Source organism: Mycobacterium sp. TH-M106 (assembly GCF_057473765.1).
Genome location: NZ_JBYCLE010000204.1, coordinates 1 through 16,819, shown reverse-complemented (window position 1 = coordinate 16,819; position 16,819 = coordinate 1). Strand labels below are relative to the sequence as shown.

The following is a 16,819-nucleotide window of genomic DNA, read 5'->3' as shown; positions in this document are numbered from 1 at the left end:
ACCGGCCACGGTGCAGACCGGCGCGCAGATCAACGTGCCGCTGTTCATCAACACCGGCGACAAGCTGAAGGTCGACACCCGCGACGGCAGCTACTTGGGCCGGGTCAATGCTTAACCGGGCCTGACCATGTCCGCTGGTGGGGGAGCCGAACCGGCTGAGTCCGCACGGCCGGCTGAGCCGTCACGGCCGGCCAAGCCGGCACGGCCGGTGCGGGGGCGCCATCTGGCCCGCAAGCGTGCGGTCGACCTGCTGTTCGAGGCCGAGGCTCGTGGTCTGACCCCAGCCGAGTTGGTCGACACCCGTTCCGCGCTGGCCGCGGTCACCCCGGAGGTGGCGCCGCTGAATGACTACACCGCAGCGGTGGCACGCGGTGTCAGCAAGCACATCGCCCACCTCGACGACCTGATCACCTCGCACCTGCAGGGCTGGACGCTGGAGCGACTGCCGGCCGTGGACCGCGCCATCCTCCGGGTGGCCGTATGGGAGCTGCTACACGCTGCCGACGTGCCGGAGCCGGTCGCCGTCGACGAGGCGGTGCAGCTGGCCAAGGAGCTCTCCACTGACGAGTCACCCGCTTTCGTCAACGGCGTGCTCGGTCAGCTGATGCTGGTGACACCCCAGATCCGGGCGGCTTCGGCGGCGGTGCGGGCCGCGGGCCGCTGTGATCCCGGTGACCCAGGTGACCCCGACGACCCAGGTGACCCCGGTGACCCCGGTGACCAGTCGCGTCAATGACGAGGCGGACAACTTCCGTTCGGCCCGCGTGGGACACACCGGGTCAGCTCACCGTCCTGGTCGCGGATGCACCACAGATAAAAGCGGTCACCGATCGCGTTGGTGCCCTCGAAGGGACTGGCTGTCGCTTGGCCGCCGTCGATGAGCACCGACTCGCCCTGCACCGTCGCCCGGTGGCCCGCAGCGTTGAGCCGGCCGCAGGCATCCTGAGCGCTCTGAGCGCCGGCGATCGCGGCGGTGTATTCGTCAGCGTTCATGTTTGTTCCCGTCCACCTTCTGGTGGTCGATCGTGTCGATCACCAGACACACAAGACAGAGGTTACCGAGTGGCGTCCGCGTTGCGCTGACGCCGGTGACTGGAACGCTCTTGACAGCGGCCGGATCAGCGCCGTAACACGCCAACGTAGACTCGTCGACCCGCCCGCCTGGGTGGCGTTCATGGGCTTCGTTGTCGACGAGCCCTGGTCGCTTATCTGGAGCGACCAGGCGCCAGGGCGCCCACACGTGCTCTACCTCGGGCACGGGTTCAGCTGACCGCCCGCCGGTGCCAACGACACCGGGAGGCCGGTAATAATCGTTCCGCAGTATCTGATCCGAAAATGGGATGGGCTGGAAGGTGATTCGACAGGATGTACCCTGGCGCTGGTCGGAGAAACACATTGAGGGGACTTGCGCGTGGGCCAGGACGTCAATGGTCGTCAATGCCCAGCGGCGGGGAAACGCCGACACACTGACCTGCCGCGGGCCACACTGTCGATATGAGTGAGCGACCGAGACGGCTCCGGGTTTCCGCGTTGGCGGCGGTGGCCAATCCGTCGTACTCGCGCGTCGACACCTGGAATCTGCTTGACGACGCCTGCCGCCAGCTCGCCGAGATTGACCGGGCCGGGCTGGACACCACCCATCAGGCGGCCCGGGTGAAACGCCTGCTGGACCGGATCGGTTCCTACGAGCGGTACTGGTTGTTCCCCGGTGCGCCGAGGCTGGAAGCATTCCGCGGATACCTCGACCGCTTGGCCAGTGTGTCACTCGCCGAGCGGGTGTCGCTCGCGGTGCGGCTGCTCTCCGAATATGGCGACCGGGCGGCACTGTTCGACATCGCTGCACCGCTGGCCGATCAGGAACTGGTAGCACAGGCCAGACACCAGCAGTTCTATACCGTCCTGCTCGCCGACGACTCCCCGCCCGAGTCGCCGGAGAGCCTGGTGGAAAGCCTTCGGGCGCTGCGCAACCCGGATGACGAGGTGCAGATCGAGCTGCTGGTGGTCTCCAGCGTCGAGGACGCGATCACCGCAACCGCGCTCAACGGCGAGATTCAGGCCGCGATCATCCGCCACGACCTTCCGCTGCGGTCACGCGACCGGGTGCCGATGATGACGACGTTGCTCGGCGCCAACGACTGCGCGGTGCTCGCAGACTGCGGCCATGACGCGGTCGAATGCGGCGAGTGGATCAAAGAGTTGCGGCCGCACATCGACCTGTATCTGCTGACCGACGAGTCGATCGCCGCGGAGACCGAGGACGAGCCGGATGTCTACGACCGCACTTTCTACCGGCTCAACGACGCCACCGACCTGTACAGCACGGTGCTGGCCGGCATCCGGAAGCGTTTTGCCACACCGTATTTCGATGCGCTACGGGCCTACGCGGCCGAGCCGGTCGGCCAATTCCACGCCCTTCCCGTCGCGCGGGGGGCCAGTATCTTCAATTCCAAGTCGCTACAGGACATGGGCGAGTTCTACGGTCGCAACATCTTCATGGCTGAGACGTCGTCCACCTCTGGTGGTCTGGACTCGTTGCTGGAGCCACACGGCACCATCCGGGAGGCCATGGACAAGGCCGCGATCACCTGGCACGCCGACCACACCTACTTCGTCACCAACGGCACCTCCACTGCCAACAAGATCGTCGTGCAGGCACTGACCCGACCGGGCGACATCGTCTTGATCGACCGAAACTGCCACAAGTCGCATCACTACGGCTTGGTGCTGGCCGGAGCGTATCCGCTGTATCTGGACGCCTACCCGGTGGAGCCGTTCGCGATCTACGGCGCGGTGCCGCTGCGTACCGTCAAGAAGGCACTGCTCGACCTGGAGGAGGCCGGGCAGCTGGACCGGGTGCGGATGCTGCTGTTGACCAACTGCACCTTCGACGGGATCGTCTACAACCCGCAGCGGGTCATGGAGGAAGTGCTGGCGATCAAGCCGGACATCTGCTTTCTGTGGGACGAGGCCTGGTACGCTTTCGCCGCCGCGGTGCCCTGGGCGCGGCAGCGCACCGCCATGGTGGCCGCTGAGCGACTCGAAACCATGTTGGCTTCACCCGAGTACGCCGAACGGTACCGGCAGTGGCAGGTGTCGATGGACGGCGAGCGTGCGGAGTGGGCCGACCGCCGGTTGCTCGCCGACCCGCGGCGCGCCCGGGTGCGGGTGTATGCGACCCACTCCACCCACAAGTCGCTGTCAGCACTGCGGCAAGCGTCGATGATCCACATCCGCGACCAGGATTTCCAGCACAGCCGTGAGGCCTTCACGGAGGCGTTTTTGACCCACACGTCGACGTCGCCGAACCAGCAACTGCTGGCCTCGCTGGACCTGGCGCGCCGGCAGGTCGACATTGAGGGGTTCCAGTTGGTCCGCCGTGTCTACAACATGGCACTGGTGTTTCGGCACCGGGTCCGCAAGGACCGGCTAATCAGCAGGTGGTTCCGCATCCTCGACGAGGCCGACCTGGTGCCCGGTGAGTTCCGGGCGTCGGCGGTCAGCTCCTACCGGCAGGTCCGCCAGGGTGCTCTGGAGGGGTGGAACGAGGCATGGCGCTCCGATCAGTTCGTGCTTGACCCGACCCGGGTCAGCCTGTTCATCGGCAAGACCGGGATGACCGGCAACGACTTCCGGGTCAAGATCCTGATGGACCAGTTCGGGATCCAGATCAACAAGACTTCGATCAATTCGGTGCTGTTGATCTTCACCATCGGCGTCACCTGGTCGAGCGTGCACTACCTGCTCGATGTGTTGCGCCGGATCGCCCTCGACCTGGACCGTGACTACAGCGAGGCCAGCCGCGACGACTCCGCCCTGCGGCAGCGCCAGGTCAGCGAGATCACCGAGGACCTGCCGCCGCTGCCCGACTTCAGCGAGTTCGACGCCGCGTTTCGCCCCGGGCCCGCCGCGTTCGGCGACATGCGGTCGGCCTTCTACGCCGGCTACGAGGAGTCCAACCGCGAGCACCTGCTGCTCGGCGAGGCCGGGCGGCGGGTCGCCGACGGCAAGACCCTGGTGTCGACCACCTTCGTGGTGCCCTATCCGCCCGGATTCCCGGTGCTGGTCCCTGGCCAGGTGGTGTCCAAGCAAATCCTCTATTTCCTGGCTGAGCTCGACGTCAAGGAGATCCACGGCTACAACCCGGATCTCGGGTTATCGGTGTTCACCGAGGCGGCGCTGGCGCGGCTGTCGTCATCGCCGAACGTGAACTGAGTGCGAATTTTTCGCCGATTTCTCGCAACCAGTTCACGCTCGGGGCGCCGTAGCGACATCACGGGGGATTGATGGTTAAATACCGTATCCTTACAAAGGAAGGCAAGTAAGGAGGTTGAATGGATGCCGCGGCGAGGTTGACATCGAAAGGGCAGCTGACGGTCCCCAAGGCGGTACGCGAAGCCCTCGGCCTGAAAGAGGGCGATCAGGTCGTCTTCCGACTGGAAGGCAACAGGGCGGTACTTGCCCGGACCCCGGATTTCCTCTCGCTGGCTGGGGCTATCCGTGTGCCGGTCGCGAAGCGCAACGTCACCTGGAATGAGGTGCTCCGCCGCACCAGATCGAATCGAGCCGCGGCAAGGCGGTGAGCGCATTCGTTGACACCAATGTCCTGGTCCGCCACCTGACCGGTGATCCGCCGGAGATGGCGACACGCGCGACCGCTTACCTGCGGACCGAGCGCGAATTGTTCCTGACGGATCTGATCGTCGCCGAGACGGTGTACGTGTTGGAGTCGTTTTATGAAGCGCCCCGCGCACAGGTGGCTCAAGCGATGCGGTCGCTCGTCGGCTTCAGCTCCATAGTTTGTGTGGACTCGGCATTGTTGCTGCAAGCAATCGAGGTCTATGAAACCGAGCGGATCGACTTCGCGGAGGCATACCTCGTCGCCTGCGCTGAGAGCACCGGGGTCGACAAAGTCGCGTCCTTCGACCGATCCATCGACCGGATCACCACAATCGAGCGGATCGAGCCTTAGCCAGCTTGGCCCCGCACTTGCCGCAAGACAGCTACAGTCCCAGCGCGCGGTAGGTCCGGTAGACGAACTGAGGTTGCACCGACTGCAGTCTGGCCCGCGACGTGTTGCCGGCCACCTCGGCTGCTCTAGCGGCGGCCTCCGGGGCAAGTGTCGGATGGTTCTGCACGAAGTAGAGCAGGATCAGATCCGCTGCCGGGTCGGCCTGCCACCACGTCCCGTAGGCGCCCGGCCAGCTGAAGGTACCCGCGCCGCCCGGCCCGAACAACGGCGCCGATTTCGCCGGGTCGGTGACCACCGACAGGTTCAGCCCGAACCCGCGGCCGACCCAGAACGGGGCACCCAGAAACGGATGGCGCTTCTGCGCGTCGGTGAGCAGGTCGGTGCGCATCAGCCGCGCCGACTCGACGGAGAGCACCCGGACGTCGTCGGACACGCCGTCGCTCAACAGCATTCGCGCGAACCGCAGATAATCGTCGGCGGTCGACCACAGCCCGCCACCGGAGTTGGGGAACCGCGGCGGCGCAGCGGGCGGCGGGCCCATGACGTCGTCGCGCAGCCGGTCGTTCTCGTCGAGGCGGTACATGATCGCCGCCCGGTGCCGCTCGGAAGCCGGGACGAAGAACCCGGTGTCGGCCATGCCCAGCGGACCCAGAACGTGCTGCTGCAGTACCTGATCGACAGGCTTGCCCTCGATCCGGGACAGCAGCACGCCCAGCACGTCGGTGGCGTGGCCGTAGAGCACCCGCTCGCCCGGCTGGTACACCAGCGGTAGCGCTGCCAGCGCCGCCAGCCAGCTGTCTGGCCCGTCCCGGAACGGCAACCGCAGATAGGCCTGCGAGATCGGCCCGTCGACGGTGAAACCGTAGCCGAGGCCGCTGCGGTGGGTCAGCAGATCCCCCACCACGATCTCCCGGCGGGCCGGGTGGCACCGGTCCAATGGGCCGCTCGGGTCGTCGAGGACGGTCATCGCGGTGAACTCCGGCAGCCAGCGCGTCACCGGGTCATGCAACGCCAGCTTGCCCTCGTCGACCAGGCTCATCGCGGCGGCCACGGTCACCGGTTTGGTCATCGACGCGATCCGGAACAGCGTGTCGCGGCGCATCGGCAGGCCCGCGTCGACATCCCGGCAGCCGATCTCGTTGACCTGCAAGACTTCACCACTTCGCCAGACCACGGTGACTGCCCCCGCGAGCAATCCGGCATCGTACGCTGCCCGGATGGAGGCCTGGTTGCCGTCGAGGCTCACCGGCTCAGGGTAAACGGCACGCGGGCTGCAGACCGCGCTGTCGGTGGTGTGATGGGGATTAGAATGATGCGATGCGCACTACATTGCAGATTGATGATGATGTTCTGGAAGATGCGCGTAGCATCGCCCGGTCGGAGGGCCGATCAGTCGGCGCGGTGATCACCGAGTTGGCCCGCAGATCGCTTCGACCGGTAGGGATCGTCGAGGTCGACGGGCTGCCGGTCTTCGATGTCCCGGCGGATGCACCGGCGATTACCTCCGACGACGTCGCCCGTGCTCTCGAGGATGACGTGTGACGGCGCTGCTCGACGTCAACGTGCTGATCGCGCTGGGCTGGCCCAACCATGTTCACCACGCGACGGCGCGGGCATGGTTCGCCCGGAATTCGGAGAAAGGCTGGGCGACCACGCCGATCACCGAGACCGGTTTCGTCCGGATATCGAGCAACCGCACGGTGATGCGGGTGTCTACCACCCCAGCGATCGCGATCGCGCAACTCGCCGCGTTGACCGCTCTTCGCGGACACACATTCTGGCCCGACGACGTGCCAATGGTGGTCGGTGCAGACGGCGACACCACCGTGGTGACAAGCCATCGGCAGGTCACCGACCGCCATCTGATCGCAGTGGCGGTTCGCTACGGTGGCCGGCTGATCACGTTCGATGCGGCGCTGGCTGATTCGGCTGCCGGCGGCGTTGTCGAGCTGCTCTGACCGGCGAATGGGGTCGTTCGTCGAAGGCAGCGCGACGGCATTTCGTGGAGCATCTCCACAGTTATCTGTCATTTTTTCGTTGGTTTGAACTTTGGTACTGTCGTTGCGGCGAGACCACACCGGCAGCAGGATTCACCCGCGAAGAAAGGTGCGTCGATGCTCGATCGGCAAGGAACCGTCGTGCAGAAGCGTCGTGGCGCAACCGCCGCGGCACATCGGCGGGCGCTCGCGCTGGGAACGTCCGCCGGGGCGCTGGTGGCGTTCGGGCTGAGCCCACTGGCCAATGTCCCGTCGGCCAGCGCCGACTTCGGCCTCGAAGACCTGGTCGATCCGGCCAACTGGCTCACCGTGCTTGATCCGTCCGCCGCCGGTCCGGCCGACCTGCCCGGTGCCCCGATCTACGGCCTGTTCGGTCCCGCGGGTCACAGCGGTGACGCTGCCGCGGCTCCGTTGGCGGCTGGCGGCACCGGCAACCTCATGGCGGGACTTGTCGATATCGACCGGGAGGTCTATCTGCAGCTGCACACCGGCATGGAGAACTGGATCACCAGTTCGTTCGGCGAGCAGTTCGACAAGGTGATCAACCCGCTGCTTGCCTTCGGTGACTCGTGCGGAGCCATCTGCAACGGCAGCGTCGGAACGGCCGCGGATCCCAACGGCGGCGCTGGCGGCTGGCTGTTCGGCGACGGCGGGGCCGGGTACAGCGCTGACACCGCCGGGGTGGCCGGCGGCAACGGCGGTGCGTCCGGACTCTTCGGCAACGGCGGGGCGGGCGGTGACGGCGGTGCCGGGGCCGCCGGCGGCGCCGGCGGCAACGGTGGGGCACTGTTCGGTATCGGCGGCACCGGCGGCAACGGCGGCGCCGGCCGGGCCGGCGCCGACGGCGGTGACGGCGGTAACGGCGGTGCGGCCGGGCAGCTGTTCGGAATCGGCGGCACCGGCGGTAACGGCGGTGCGGGCGGCGCAGCGGTCAACGCAGACTCGACGGGAGGCAACGGCGGCGAGGGCGGTGCCGGCGGCGGTGCGGCGCTCGGGAGCCACGGCCACCATCCCTACCTGCTGAGCATCGGCGGCGACGGGGGCGACGGCGGTTCGGGCGGTGCCGGTCTGACCGGCGGCGACGGCGGCGACGGCGGGATCGGCGGCCTGACCTTCAGCCGGTTCGGTGGCGTCGTCGGCGGCACCGGCGGCGTCGGCGGTGCCGGTGGTGCCGCCAACGGCAGCGGCGGCCTGGGCGGTGCGGGTGGCGCCGGCGGCAACGGCGGCGCCAGTGTCTCAGTGTTCGGCAGCGTCGGCGGCGCCGCCGGTAGCGGCGGCGCCGGTGGTGACGCCAACGGCACCGACAGCTTCGGCGGTGCCGGCGGCGCCGGCGGCGTCGGTGGAGTCACCGTGTCCCTCGCCGGCAGCGCCGCCGGCGCCGGCGGGCATGGCGGGGCGGGCGGCGCGGCCGTGGGTGACCACAGCGTCGGCGGCGCCGGTGGCGCCGGGGGTATCGGCGGCCCCAGCATCGCGATTTTCGGCGGCACCGGTGGGCAGGCCGGTGACGGCGGTGTTGGCGGCGCCGCCAGCGGCGATGACAGCACCGGCGGTGCCGGCGGTGCCGGCGGGATCGGCGGCTTCGGCGGCATGCTGTTCGGTGGCTCCGGAGCCGTCGGCGGCCACGGCGGTGACGGCGGCGCGGCCACCGGCACCGACAGCGCGGGCGGCGCGGGCGGAGATGGCGGTATCGGCGGTATCGGCGGCTTCTTGGGCGGTGGTCATGCCGGCATCGGCGGCGGCGGTGGTGACGGCGGCGCCGCCGTCGGCACCGGCAGCACCGCCGGCGACGGCGGCGACGGCGGGGGCGGTGGTTCGTTCGCCGGCGTGGCGGGCTCGGCCGACGCGCTGGGCAAGGCCCTCGAGCAGATCGGCATCGCTCAGGGACAGTCGACAACGAGTCTGCAGAACCTCTTCGATGAATTCAGCCACGTCGGCAGCAACGCGAATGTGGTCTTAGGAGACGGCGCCGCCGGCGGTGTCGGCGGCAACGGCGGCGCCGTCACCGGCGACGGCGGTACCGCCGGCGATGGCGGCAACGGCGGCGACGGCAGCAGCGGCCTCTTCGCCGCCTCGGGTGGTGGCGGTGCCGGTGGCGACGGCGGCGACGCCAACGGCACGGCCGGCACCGCCGGCGGCGGCGGCAACGGCGGCGACGGCGGCGGCGGGCTGCTGAGCGTCTTTCGCAACGGAGCCGACGGCGGCACCGGCGGCGCCGGCGGCAACGGTGCCGGTGGAGCGGACGCCGGATACGGCGGCAACGGCGGCGCCGGCGGGCCCGGCGGTTCCTTGGGTCACGGCGGCACCGGAGGTTCCGGCGGCGCCGGCGGCACCACCGGCACCGGTATCGGCGGCGCCGGCGGCCAGGGCGGCCAGGGCGGCCACGTCGACGTGACCGGCTCCGATATCACACCCGGCGACACGGCGGGTGGCGGTGGCGGCGGTGGCGGCGGAGCCGGCATCGACGGGCACGGCGGCAACGGCGGAGACGGGGGTGCCGGCGAGTCAGGCACCGGCGGCCGAGGTGGCTTGGGTGGCGATGGTGTCGACGGCGGTACCGGAGGCACCGGCGGTGACGGCGCCGCCGGCAGCGGCAGCGCACCGGCAGCCGCCGGCGGCAATGGCGGCAACGGCATCGGCCACGGCAGCACCGGCGGTGCCGGTGGCGTGGGCGGCGACAGCAGCAACGGCCCGGGCGGTACCGGCGGCAACGGCGGAACCGGTCTCAACGGCGGCACCGGAGGCACCGGCGGGACCGGCGGCGCGGGTGGTATCAGCTTCAAGGGCGGGGTCGGCGGCAACGGCGGCACCGGCGGGACCGGCGATGCGGGTATCGGCGGCAATGGCGGCGACGGCGGCAACGGCGGTCAGCAGGGCAGCGACTACTTCCCTCCCTCGAGCGGGTCCAGTGACACGTCCTATAACGGCGGTGCCGGCGGCAACGGCGGTAACGGCGGCGACGGCGGTGAAGGCACCGCCACCGCCAACGGCGGCAACGGCGGTAACGGCGGTAACGGTGGCGACGGCGGCAACGCGACCTCCACCGGCGACGGCGGGGCCGGCGGCGACGGCGGCCCCGGCGGCAACGGCGGCCAGATCGGTCCGCACGGCGACGGCAGCGGCGGTGCCGGCGGCAACGGCGGCAACGGCGGCGCCGACAAGGCCGTCGGGGAGAACGGCGGCAACGGGGGCGACGGCGGCGCCGATGGCACACCCGGCACGCCCGGCACCGACGGTGCGAATGCACCGTAACCAGCCGCCCAGCGCCGGGCAGGTGTTAGGCTGCCGGAGAGTTCGACATCCTTTAACGATCCGTCCGGTGAGGCGGAGAAGGAGGTCCCACGGTCTCGCATGGGCGCTGTCGGTAAGGCCAGCACCGACCGGGAGTTGATGTCCCCGGCCGACGTCGGGCGCACCATTTCCCGCATCGCCCATCAGATCATCGAAAAAACCGCCCTCGACGAGGCCGGCACTGAAGCCCAGCGGGTGGTGCTGCTGGGCATCCCGACTCGCGGTGTCAGCCTGGCCGAGCGGCTGGCCGCCAAGATCGGCGAATTCTGCGGCGACCGGCCCTGCGACGTCACGCACGGCGCGCTGGACATCACGCCGTACCGCGACGACCTGATGCGCAAGCCGCCCCGCCCGCTGGAGACCACCGCGATCCCGGCCGGCGGCATCGACGACGCGCTGGTGATCCTGGTCGACGACGTGCTCTACTCCGGACGGTCGGTGCGTTCGGCGCTGGACGCACTGCGGGACCTGGGCCGGCCACGGGCCGTGCAGTTGGCGGTGCTGGTGGATCGCGGGCACCGCGAACTGCCGGTGCGGGCCGACTATGTGGGCAAGAATGTGCCGACGGCACGCAGCGAGAGCGTGCGCGTGCTGCTGCGCGAACACGACGGCCGCGACGCGGTGGTGATCACCCAATGACCAGGCATCTGCTGGCCGCCGGCGACCTGTCCCGAGACGACGCCACCGCAATCCTCGACGACGCCGACCGGTTCGCGCAGGCGCTGGTTGGCCGCCAGGTCCGCAAGCTGCCGACGCTGCGCGGCCGCACCGTGATCACCATGTTCTACGAGAACTCCACCCGTACCCGGGTGTCCTTCGAGGTTGCCGGCAAGTGGATGAGCGCCGACGTCATCAACGTCAGCGCCACCGGATCCTCGGTCGGCAAAGGGGAGTCGCTGCGCGACACCGCGCTCACCCTGCGGGCCGCCGGCGCCGACGCGCTGGTCATCCGCCACCCGGCGTCGGGTGCGGCGCACCTGCTGGCCGAATGGACTTGCGGCGACACGAAAACCGGCCCGTCGGTGATCAACGCCGGCGACGGCACCCACGAGCACCCTACCCAGGCGCTGCTGGACGCGCTAACGCTGCGGCAGCGCCTCGGAGGCATCGACGGCAGGCGCGTCGTCATCGTCGGCGACATCCTGCACAGCCGGGTGGCCCGCTCCAACGTCATGTTGCTGTCCACCCTGGGCGCCGAGGTGGTGCTGGTCGCCCCGCCGACGCTGCTGCCGGTCGGGGTCGCGCAGTGGCCGGTGACGGTGTGCCACGACTTCGACGCGGAACTGCCGGCCGCCGACGCGCTGCTGATGCTGCGGGTGCAGGCGGAGCGGATGACCGGTGGCTTCTTCGGTTCGGCGCGCGAATACTCGGTGCGCTACGGGCTCTCGCAGCGGCGTCAGGCGATGCTGCCCGGCCACGCCGTGGTGCTGCACCCCGGGCCGATGCTGCGCGGCATGGAGATCGCCTCGTCGGTGGCCGACTCGTCACAGTCGGCGGTGCTGCAACAGGTCTCCAACGGCGTGCATGTGCGGATGGCGGTGCTGTTTCATCTGCTGATGGGTGCCCAGTCGAGCGCCGAGGAGGAGGCAGCCGGGTGAGCGTACTGATCCGCGGAGTGCGGTGCTACGGCGAGGGTGAGCAGGTGGACGTATTGGTCGACGCTGCGGGCCGGGAAGGCCAGATCGCCGAGATAGCACCCGGCCTGACGGTTCCCGACACCGCAGACGTCATCGACGCGACCGGGCAGGTGCTGCTGCCCGGGCTGGTGGACCTGCACACCCACCTGCGCGAACCCGGCCGGGAGTACGCCGAGGACATCGAAACCGGCTCGGCGGCAGCGGCACTCGGTGGCTACACCGCGGTGTTCGCAATGGCCAACACCACTCCGGTCGCCGACAGTCCGGTGGTCACCGACCACGTCTGGCACCGCGGACAGCAGGTCGGCCTTGTCGACGTGCACCCGGTCGGCGCGGTCACCGTCGGGCTGCGCGGAGCCGAGCTCACCGAGATGGGCATGATGGCCGCCGGCACCGCCGGCGTGCGAATCTTCTCCGACGACGGTGTCTGCGTGGCCGACCCGCTGGTGATGCGCCGCGCGCTGGAGTACGCCACCGGCCTGGGGGTGCTGATCGCCCAGCACGCCGAGGAGCCGCGGCTGACCGTCGGCGCCGTCGCCCACGAAGGGCCGAACGCCGCCCGGCTGGGCCTGCCCGGATGGCCGCGTGCCGCCGAAGAGTCCATCGTCGCCCGCGACGCGCTGCTGGCCCGCGATGCCGATGCCAGGCTGCACATCTGCCACGCGTCCACCGCCGGCACCGTAGAGATCCTCAAATGGGCTAAGGATCAAGGAATTTCGATCACCGCTGAGGTCACGCCGCATCACCTGCTGCTCGATGACCGCCGACTGGCGAGCTACGACGGCGTCAACCGGGTCAACCCGCCGCTACGGGAGGCCGCCGACACCCAGGCACTGCGCCGCGCGCTGGCCGACGGTGTGATCGACTGCGTGGCCACCGATCACGCTCCGCACGCCGAACACGAGAAGGTCTGCGAATTCGCCGCCGCCCGCCCCGGCATACTCGGGCTGCAGACCGCGCTCTCGGTGGTGGCGGCCACCATGGTGATGCCGGGTTTGCTGAGCTGGCGCGACGTGGCCCGGGTGATGAGCGAGAACCCGGCCCGCATCGCACGCCTGCCCGACCACGGCCGACCGCTGCAGGTGGGAGAACCGGCCAACCTGACCGTGGTGGACACCGAAGCCAGCTGGGTGGTCGCCGGGGCAGAGCTGGCCAGCCGGTCGGCCAACACGCCGTACGAGTCGATGACGCTGCCCGCCACCGTGACCGCAACGCTGTTGCGCGGCAAGGTCACCGCCCGGGACGGGAAGTGCCCGCTGTGAACACCGCGACGCTGGCCGGGTCGTTGACCTTCGCGGCGGTGCTGGTGGTGCTGATCGGGTTGACGATCTTTCTGGTGACGCGCGGCTGGCGGCACCGCGCACAGCGGCAGGCCAGCCTGATCGGCACACTGCCTGCGGTCCCCGATACGGTGGGGCCACCGATCGTCGCACCCAGCCGCGGCAGGTACGTCGGCTGCACCTTCGTCTCCAGCTGGAATGACCGGGTCGTCGTCGGCGACTTGGGTTATCGGACCAAGGCGGTGCTGACCCGCTACCCAGAGGGCATCATGGTGCAGCGCAGCGCCGCCCGGCCGATCTGGATTCCGGGTGATTGCGTCATCGCGATCCGCACCGAACGCGGCATCGGCGGCAAGACCATCCCCGCGATGAAGCAAGGGGGAGTGCTGGTGATCCGGTGGCGGCTGCCGTCGGGTGCCGAGATCGACACCGGTTTCCGGGCTGACGACCGCGGCGACTACGGGCGCTGGGTTGACCAGGAGCAGCGGTGACCGCCACGAACAGCCGCGCCGTGCTGGTTCTCGAGGACGGCCGCATCTTCACCGGGAGGCCGTTCGGCAGGGTCGGCCAAACCCTCGGCGAAGCAGTGTTTTCCACCGGGATGTCCGGGTATCAGGAGACGCTCACCGACCCCAGCTATCACCGCCAGATCGTGGTGGCGACCGCCCCGCAGATCGGCAACACCGGCTGGAACCGTGAAGATTCCGAGAGCAGGGGCGAGCGTATCTGGGTCGCCGGCTACGCGGTGCGCGACCCGTCGCCGCGCGCCTCGAATTGGCGGGCCACCGGCACGCTGGAAGAGGAGCTGGTTCGCCAGCACATCGTCGGGGTGGCGGGCATCGACACCCGGACGGTAGTGCGGCACCTGCGCAGCCGCGGCTCGATGAAGGCTGGGGTGTTCTCCGGGGACGCCCTCGCCGATTCAGACGAGCTGCTCATGAGGGTGCGCGAACAGCCGCCGATGCTCGGTGCTGACCTGGCTGGCCAGGTCAGCACCGAGACCGGATACGTAGTGGAACCCGTTGGGGCACACCGATTTACGGTGGCCGCGCTGGACCTGGGGATCAAAACCAACACCCCGCGTAACTTCGCCCGGCGCGGCATCCGCAGCCACGTCCTGCCGTCATCGGTGACGTTCGCCGACGTCGCCGCGTGCAAACCGGACGGTGTGTTCCTGTCCAACGGCCCCGGCGACCCGGCCACAGCCGACCAACTGGTGACGCTGACCCGTGAGGTGCTGGGCGCCGGAATCCCTTTGTTCGGAATCTGTTTCGGCAACCAGATACTGGGCCGGGCACTGGGGTTGTCCACCTACAAGATGGTCTTCGGCCACCGCGGCATCAACATCCCGGTGATCGACCACGCCACCGGCCGGGTGGCGATCACTGCGCAGAACCACGGTTTCGCCTTGGAAGGAGAGGCCGACCAACGGTTTGATACCGACTTCGGCCCGGCGGTGATCAGTCACACCTGCGCCAACGACGGCGTGGTCGAGGGCGTCAAACTCATTAGTGGTCAAGCGTTTTCGGTGCAATACCACCCCGAAGCCGCGGCTGGCCCGCACGACGCGGAGTACCTGTTCGACCAGTTCGTCGACCTGATGGAAACCTTCGGCACGAGCGTGCGTGTTCCCGGCCGGCACGCCGGGCGTGCGGCCGGGAACACGCACGCTCGCACCCCAGAGGGGGAGCGCTAGCATGCCGCGCCGCACCGACATCAACCATGTGCTGGTGATAGGCTCCGGGCCGATCGTGATCGGGCAGGCCTGCGAGTTCGACTACTCCGGCACTCAGGCCTGCCAGGTGCTCAAAGCCGAGGGTCTGCAGGTCAGCTTGGTCAACTCCAATCCCGCGACCATCATGACCGATCCCGAGTACGCCGACCACACCTACATCGAGCCGATCACGCCGGCGTTCGTCGAGCGCGTCATCGCCCAGCAGGCGGAGCGCGGCAACAGAATCGACGGGTTGCTGGCCACCCTGGGCGGGCAGACCGCGCTGAACACCGCTGTCGCACTGCACTCCAACGGTGTGCTGGACCGCTACGGCGTCGAGCTGATCGGTGCGGACTTCGACGCCATCCAGCGTGGCGAGGATCGGCAACGGTTCAAGGACATCGTCGCCAAGGTGGGCGGCGAATCCGCTCGGTCGCGGGTGTGTTTCAGCATGGCCGAGGTCAAAGAGACCGTCGGCGAACTCGGGCTGCCTGTCGTCGTTCGGCCGTCCTTCACCATGGGCGGCCTGGGTTCGGGCATGGCCCGCACCCTCGACGAGGTGCACCGGATGGCCGGTGACGGGCTGGCCGCCTCGCCCAGCGCGAACGTGCTGATCGAGGAAGCCATTTACGGCTGGAAGGAATTCGAACTCGAGCTGATGCGCGACGGCCACGACAATGTGGTGGTGGTGTGCTCGATCGAGAACGTCGACCCGATGGGGGTGCACACCGGCGACTCGGTGACCGTCGCGCCGGCGATGACGCTGACCGACCGGGAGTACCAGCGGATGCGCGATCTGGCGATCGCGATCCTGCGCGAGGTCGGTGTCGACACCGGCGGCTGCAACATCCAATTCGCGGTCAACCCTGCCGACGGGCGGCTCGTCGTCGTCGAGATGAACCCGCGGGTGTCGCGGTCGAGCGCGCTGGCTTCGAAGGCCACCGGGTTTCCGATCGCCAAGATCGCCGCCAAACTTGCCATCGGCTACACCCTCGACGAGATCCTCAACGACATCACCAAGCAGACGCCGGCCTGCTTCGAGCCGACCCTGGACTACGTGGTGGTCAAGGCGCCGAGGTTCGCGTTCGAAAAGTTCCCCGGCGCCGATCCGACGCTGACAACCACGATGAAGTCGGTGGGCGAGGCGATGGCGCTGGGCCGCAACTTCATCGAGGCGCTCGGCAAGGTGATGCGATCGCTGGAGACCGAACGGACCGGGTTCTGGACGGCCCCCGACCCCGACGGTGACGCCGAGGCTGCACTGAACCGGCTGCGCACCCCGAGCGAGGGGCGGCTCTACGACATCGAACTGGCGCTACGGCTGGGCGCGACGGTCGAGCAGGTGGCGCAGGCCTGCGGTGTCGACCCGTGGTTCGTCGAGCAGATCAACGGGCTGGCGACGCTGCGCGCCGAAGTGGTCGACAGCGCGGTGCTGGACGCGGATCTGCTGCGGCGGTGCAAATACAACGGCCTGTCGGACCGACAGATCGCGGCGCTGCGACCGGAATTGGCCGGCGAACGTGGGGTCCGGCTGCTGCGGGACCGGTTGGGCGTCCACCCCGTGTTCAAGACCGTCGACACCTGCGCCGCGGAGTTCGAGGCCAAAACGCCCTACCACTACAGCACCTTCGAGCTCGACCCGGCCGCCGAAACCGAGGTGACGCCGCAGACCGCCAAGCCCAAGGTGCTGATCCTGGGCTCTGGGCCAAACCGGATCGGACAGGGTATCGAATTCGACTACAGCTGCGTGCACGCGGCAACCACGTTGAGCCGAGCCGGTTTTGAGACCGTGATGGTCAACTGCAACCCGGAGACGGTGTCTACGGACTACGACACCGCCGACCGGTTGTACTTCGAGCCGCTGACGTTGGAGGACGTGCTGGAGGTGTTCCGCGCCGAATCGCAGTCGGGGGCCGGCGGCCCCGGCGTGGCCG

Annotated in this window: 15 protein-coding genes and 1 pseudogene; 14 read left to right on the top strand and 2 right to left on the bottom strand. The window is 69.1% G+C overall.

What is annotated here, in order from left to right; all coding sequences use genetic code 11:
- Both AC2VOP_RS07315 and nusB read left to right on the top strand, forming a co-directional pair.
- Window positions 1–115, top strand: a pseudogene (locus tag AC2VOP_RS07315) (elongation factor P); the annotation flags it as partial.
- A 93-nt stretch (window positions 116–208) separates the two neighbouring features.
- A complete protein-coding gene (gene nusB / locus AC2VOP_RS07310; protein ID WP_486960344.1) occupies window positions 209–736 on the top strand; it encodes a transcription antitermination factor NusB in 528 nt (175 codons plus the stop codon).
- On the opposite strand, the gene AC2VOP_RS07305 is transcribed toward nusB, so the two are convergent.
- A complete protein-coding gene (locus tag AC2VOP_RS07305; RefSeq protein ID WP_486960343.1) occupies window positions 730–993 on the bottom strand; it encodes a hypothetical protein in 264 nt (87 codons plus the stop codon). The genes nusB and AC2VOP_RS07305 overlap by 7 nt on opposite strands.
- 501 nt (window positions 994–1,494) lie before the next feature.
- Between AC2VOP_RS07305 and AC2VOP_RS07300 the strand changes: the two genes are divergently transcribed.
- The 3 genes from AC2VOP_RS07300 (at window position 1,495) to AC2VOP_RS07290 (ending at window position 4,969) form a co-directional block, all read left to right on the top strand.
- Window positions 1,495–4,212, top strand: a complete 2,718-nt coding sequence (locus AC2VOP_RS07300) for an aminotransferase class I/II-fold pyridoxal phosphate-dependent enzyme (protein WP_486960342.1) — start codon at window positions 1,495–1,497, stop codon at window positions 4,210–4,212.
- 119 nt (window positions 4,213–4,331) lie between these two features.
- Window positions 4,332–4,580 (top strand): AbrB/MazE/SpoVT family DNA-binding domain-containing protein, encoded by a 249-nt coding sequence (locus AC2VOP_RS07295; RefSeq protein WP_486960341.1) that lies wholly within the window; start codon window positions 4,332–4,334, stop codon window positions 4,578–4,580.
- Entirely contained in the window at window positions 4,577–4,969 is a 393-nt protein-coding gene (locus tag AC2VOP_RS07290) for a type II toxin-antitoxin system VapC family toxin (protein WP_486960340.1), read from the top strand. The genes AC2VOP_RS07295 and AC2VOP_RS07290 overlap by 4 nt, the downstream gene beginning before the upstream one ends.
- A 31-nt stretch (window positions 4,970–5,000) precedes the next feature.
- On the opposite strand, the gene AC2VOP_RS07285 is transcribed toward AC2VOP_RS07290, so the two are convergent.
- Window positions 5,001–6,215 carry a serine hydrolase domain-containing protein gene (locus AC2VOP_RS07285; protein WP_486960339.1) on the bottom strand — a complete coding sequence of 405 codons (1,215 nt, stop codon included), beginning with the start codon at window positions 6,213–6,215 and terminating at the stop codon, window positions 5,001–5,003.
- Between the two features lie 71 nt (window positions 6,216–6,286).
- Here AC2VOP_RS07285 and AC2VOP_RS07280 point away from each other — a divergent pair, with 71 nt between their 5' ends.
- From AC2VOP_RS07280 to carB, 9 genes are all read left to right on the top strand, one after another.
- Window positions 6,287–6,511, top strand: coding sequence for an antitoxin (locus AC2VOP_RS07280; RefSeq protein ID WP_486960338.1), 225 nt, complete (start codon window positions 6,287–6,289; stop codon window positions 6,509–6,511).
- Window positions 6,508–6,927 (top strand): TA system VapC family ribonuclease toxin, encoded by a 420-nt coding sequence (locus AC2VOP_RS07275; protein ID WP_486960337.1) that lies wholly within the window; start codon window positions 6,508–6,510, stop codon window positions 6,925–6,927. The genes AC2VOP_RS07280 and AC2VOP_RS07275 overlap by 4 nt, the downstream gene beginning before the upstream one ends.
- A 156-nt stretch (window positions 6,928–7,083) precedes the next feature.
- Window positions 7,084–10,215 carry a PGRS repeat-containing protein gene (locus AC2VOP_RS07270; RefSeq protein WP_486960336.1) on the top strand — a complete coding sequence of 1,044 codons (3,132 nt, stop codon included), beginning with the start codon at window positions 7,084–7,086 and terminating at the stop codon, window positions 10,213–10,215.
- 99 nt (window positions 10,216–10,314) lie between these two features.
- Entirely contained in the window at window positions 10,315–10,893 is a 579-nt protein-coding gene (gene pyrR / locus AC2VOP_RS07265; RefSeq protein ID WP_486960335.1) for a bifunctional pyr operon transcriptional regulator/uracil phosphoribosyltransferase PyrR, read from the top strand.
- Window positions 10,890–11,852, top strand: a complete 963-nt coding sequence (locus AC2VOP_RS07260; RefSeq protein WP_486960334.1) for an aspartate carbamoyltransferase catalytic subunit — start codon at window positions 10,890–10,892, stop codon at window positions 11,850–11,852. The genes pyrR and AC2VOP_RS07260 overlap by 4 nt, the downstream gene beginning before the upstream one ends.
- Window positions 11,849–13,153 carry a dihydroorotase gene (locus AC2VOP_RS07255; protein WP_486960333.1) on the top strand — a complete coding sequence of 435 codons (1,305 nt, stop codon included), beginning with the start codon at window positions 11,849–11,851 and terminating at the stop codon, window positions 13,151–13,153. Before AC2VOP_RS07260 ends, AC2VOP_RS07255 begins: the two co-directional genes overlap by 4 nt.
- Window positions 13,150–13,662: a PH-like domain-containing protein gene (locus tag AC2VOP_RS07250; RefSeq protein ID WP_486960332.1), complete on the top strand. Its 513-nt coding sequence runs from the start codon at window positions 13,150–13,152 to the stop codon at window positions 13,660–13,662. The genes AC2VOP_RS07255 and AC2VOP_RS07250 overlap by 4 nt, the downstream gene beginning before the upstream one ends.
- Window positions 13,659–14,867, top strand: a complete 1,209-nt coding sequence (gene carA, locus AC2VOP_RS07245; RefSeq protein WP_486960331.1) for a glutamine-hydrolyzing carbamoyl-phosphate synthase small subunit — start codon at window positions 13,659–13,661, stop codon at window positions 14,865–14,867. The genes AC2VOP_RS07250 and carA overlap by 4 nt, the downstream gene beginning before the upstream one ends.
- Window position 14,868: 1 nt before the next feature.
- Window positions 14,869–16,819, top strand: a 1,951-nt coding sequence (gene carB / locus AC2VOP_RS07240; protein WP_486960330.1) for a carbamoyl-phosphate synthase large subunit, incomplete at its 3' end; no start/stop codon positions are given.

Bases quoted from the DNA above. Each gene is read 5' to 3' on its own strand.
- AC2VOP_RS07305 (WP_486960343.1), bottom strand. From the start codon at position 993: ATGAACGCTGACGAATACACCGCCGCGATCGCCGGCGCTCAGAGCGCT.
- AC2VOP_RS07300 (WP_486960342.1), top strand. From the start codon at position 1,495: ATGAGTGAGCGACCGAGACGGCTCCGGGTTTCCGCGTTGGCGGCGGTG.
- AC2VOP_RS07295 (WP_486960341.1), top strand. From the start codon at position 4,332: ATGGATGCCGCGGCGAGGTTGACATCGAAAGGGCAGCTGACGGTCCCC.
- AC2VOP_RS07280 (WP_486960338.1), top strand. From the start codon at position 6,287: ATGCGCACTACATTGCAGATTGATGATGATGTTCTGGAAGATGCGCGT.
- AC2VOP_RS07270 (WP_486960336.1), top strand. From the start codon at position 7,084: ATGCTCGATCGGCAAGGAACCGTCGTGCAGAAGCGTCGTGGCGCAACC.
- pyrR (WP_486960335.1), top strand. From the start codon at position 10,315: ATGGGCGCTGTCGGTAAGGCCAGCACCGACCGGGAGTTGATGTCCCCG.
- AC2VOP_RS07260 (WP_486960334.1), top strand. From the start codon at position 10,890: ATGACCAGGCATCTGCTGGCCGCCGGCGACCTGTCCCGAGACGACGCC.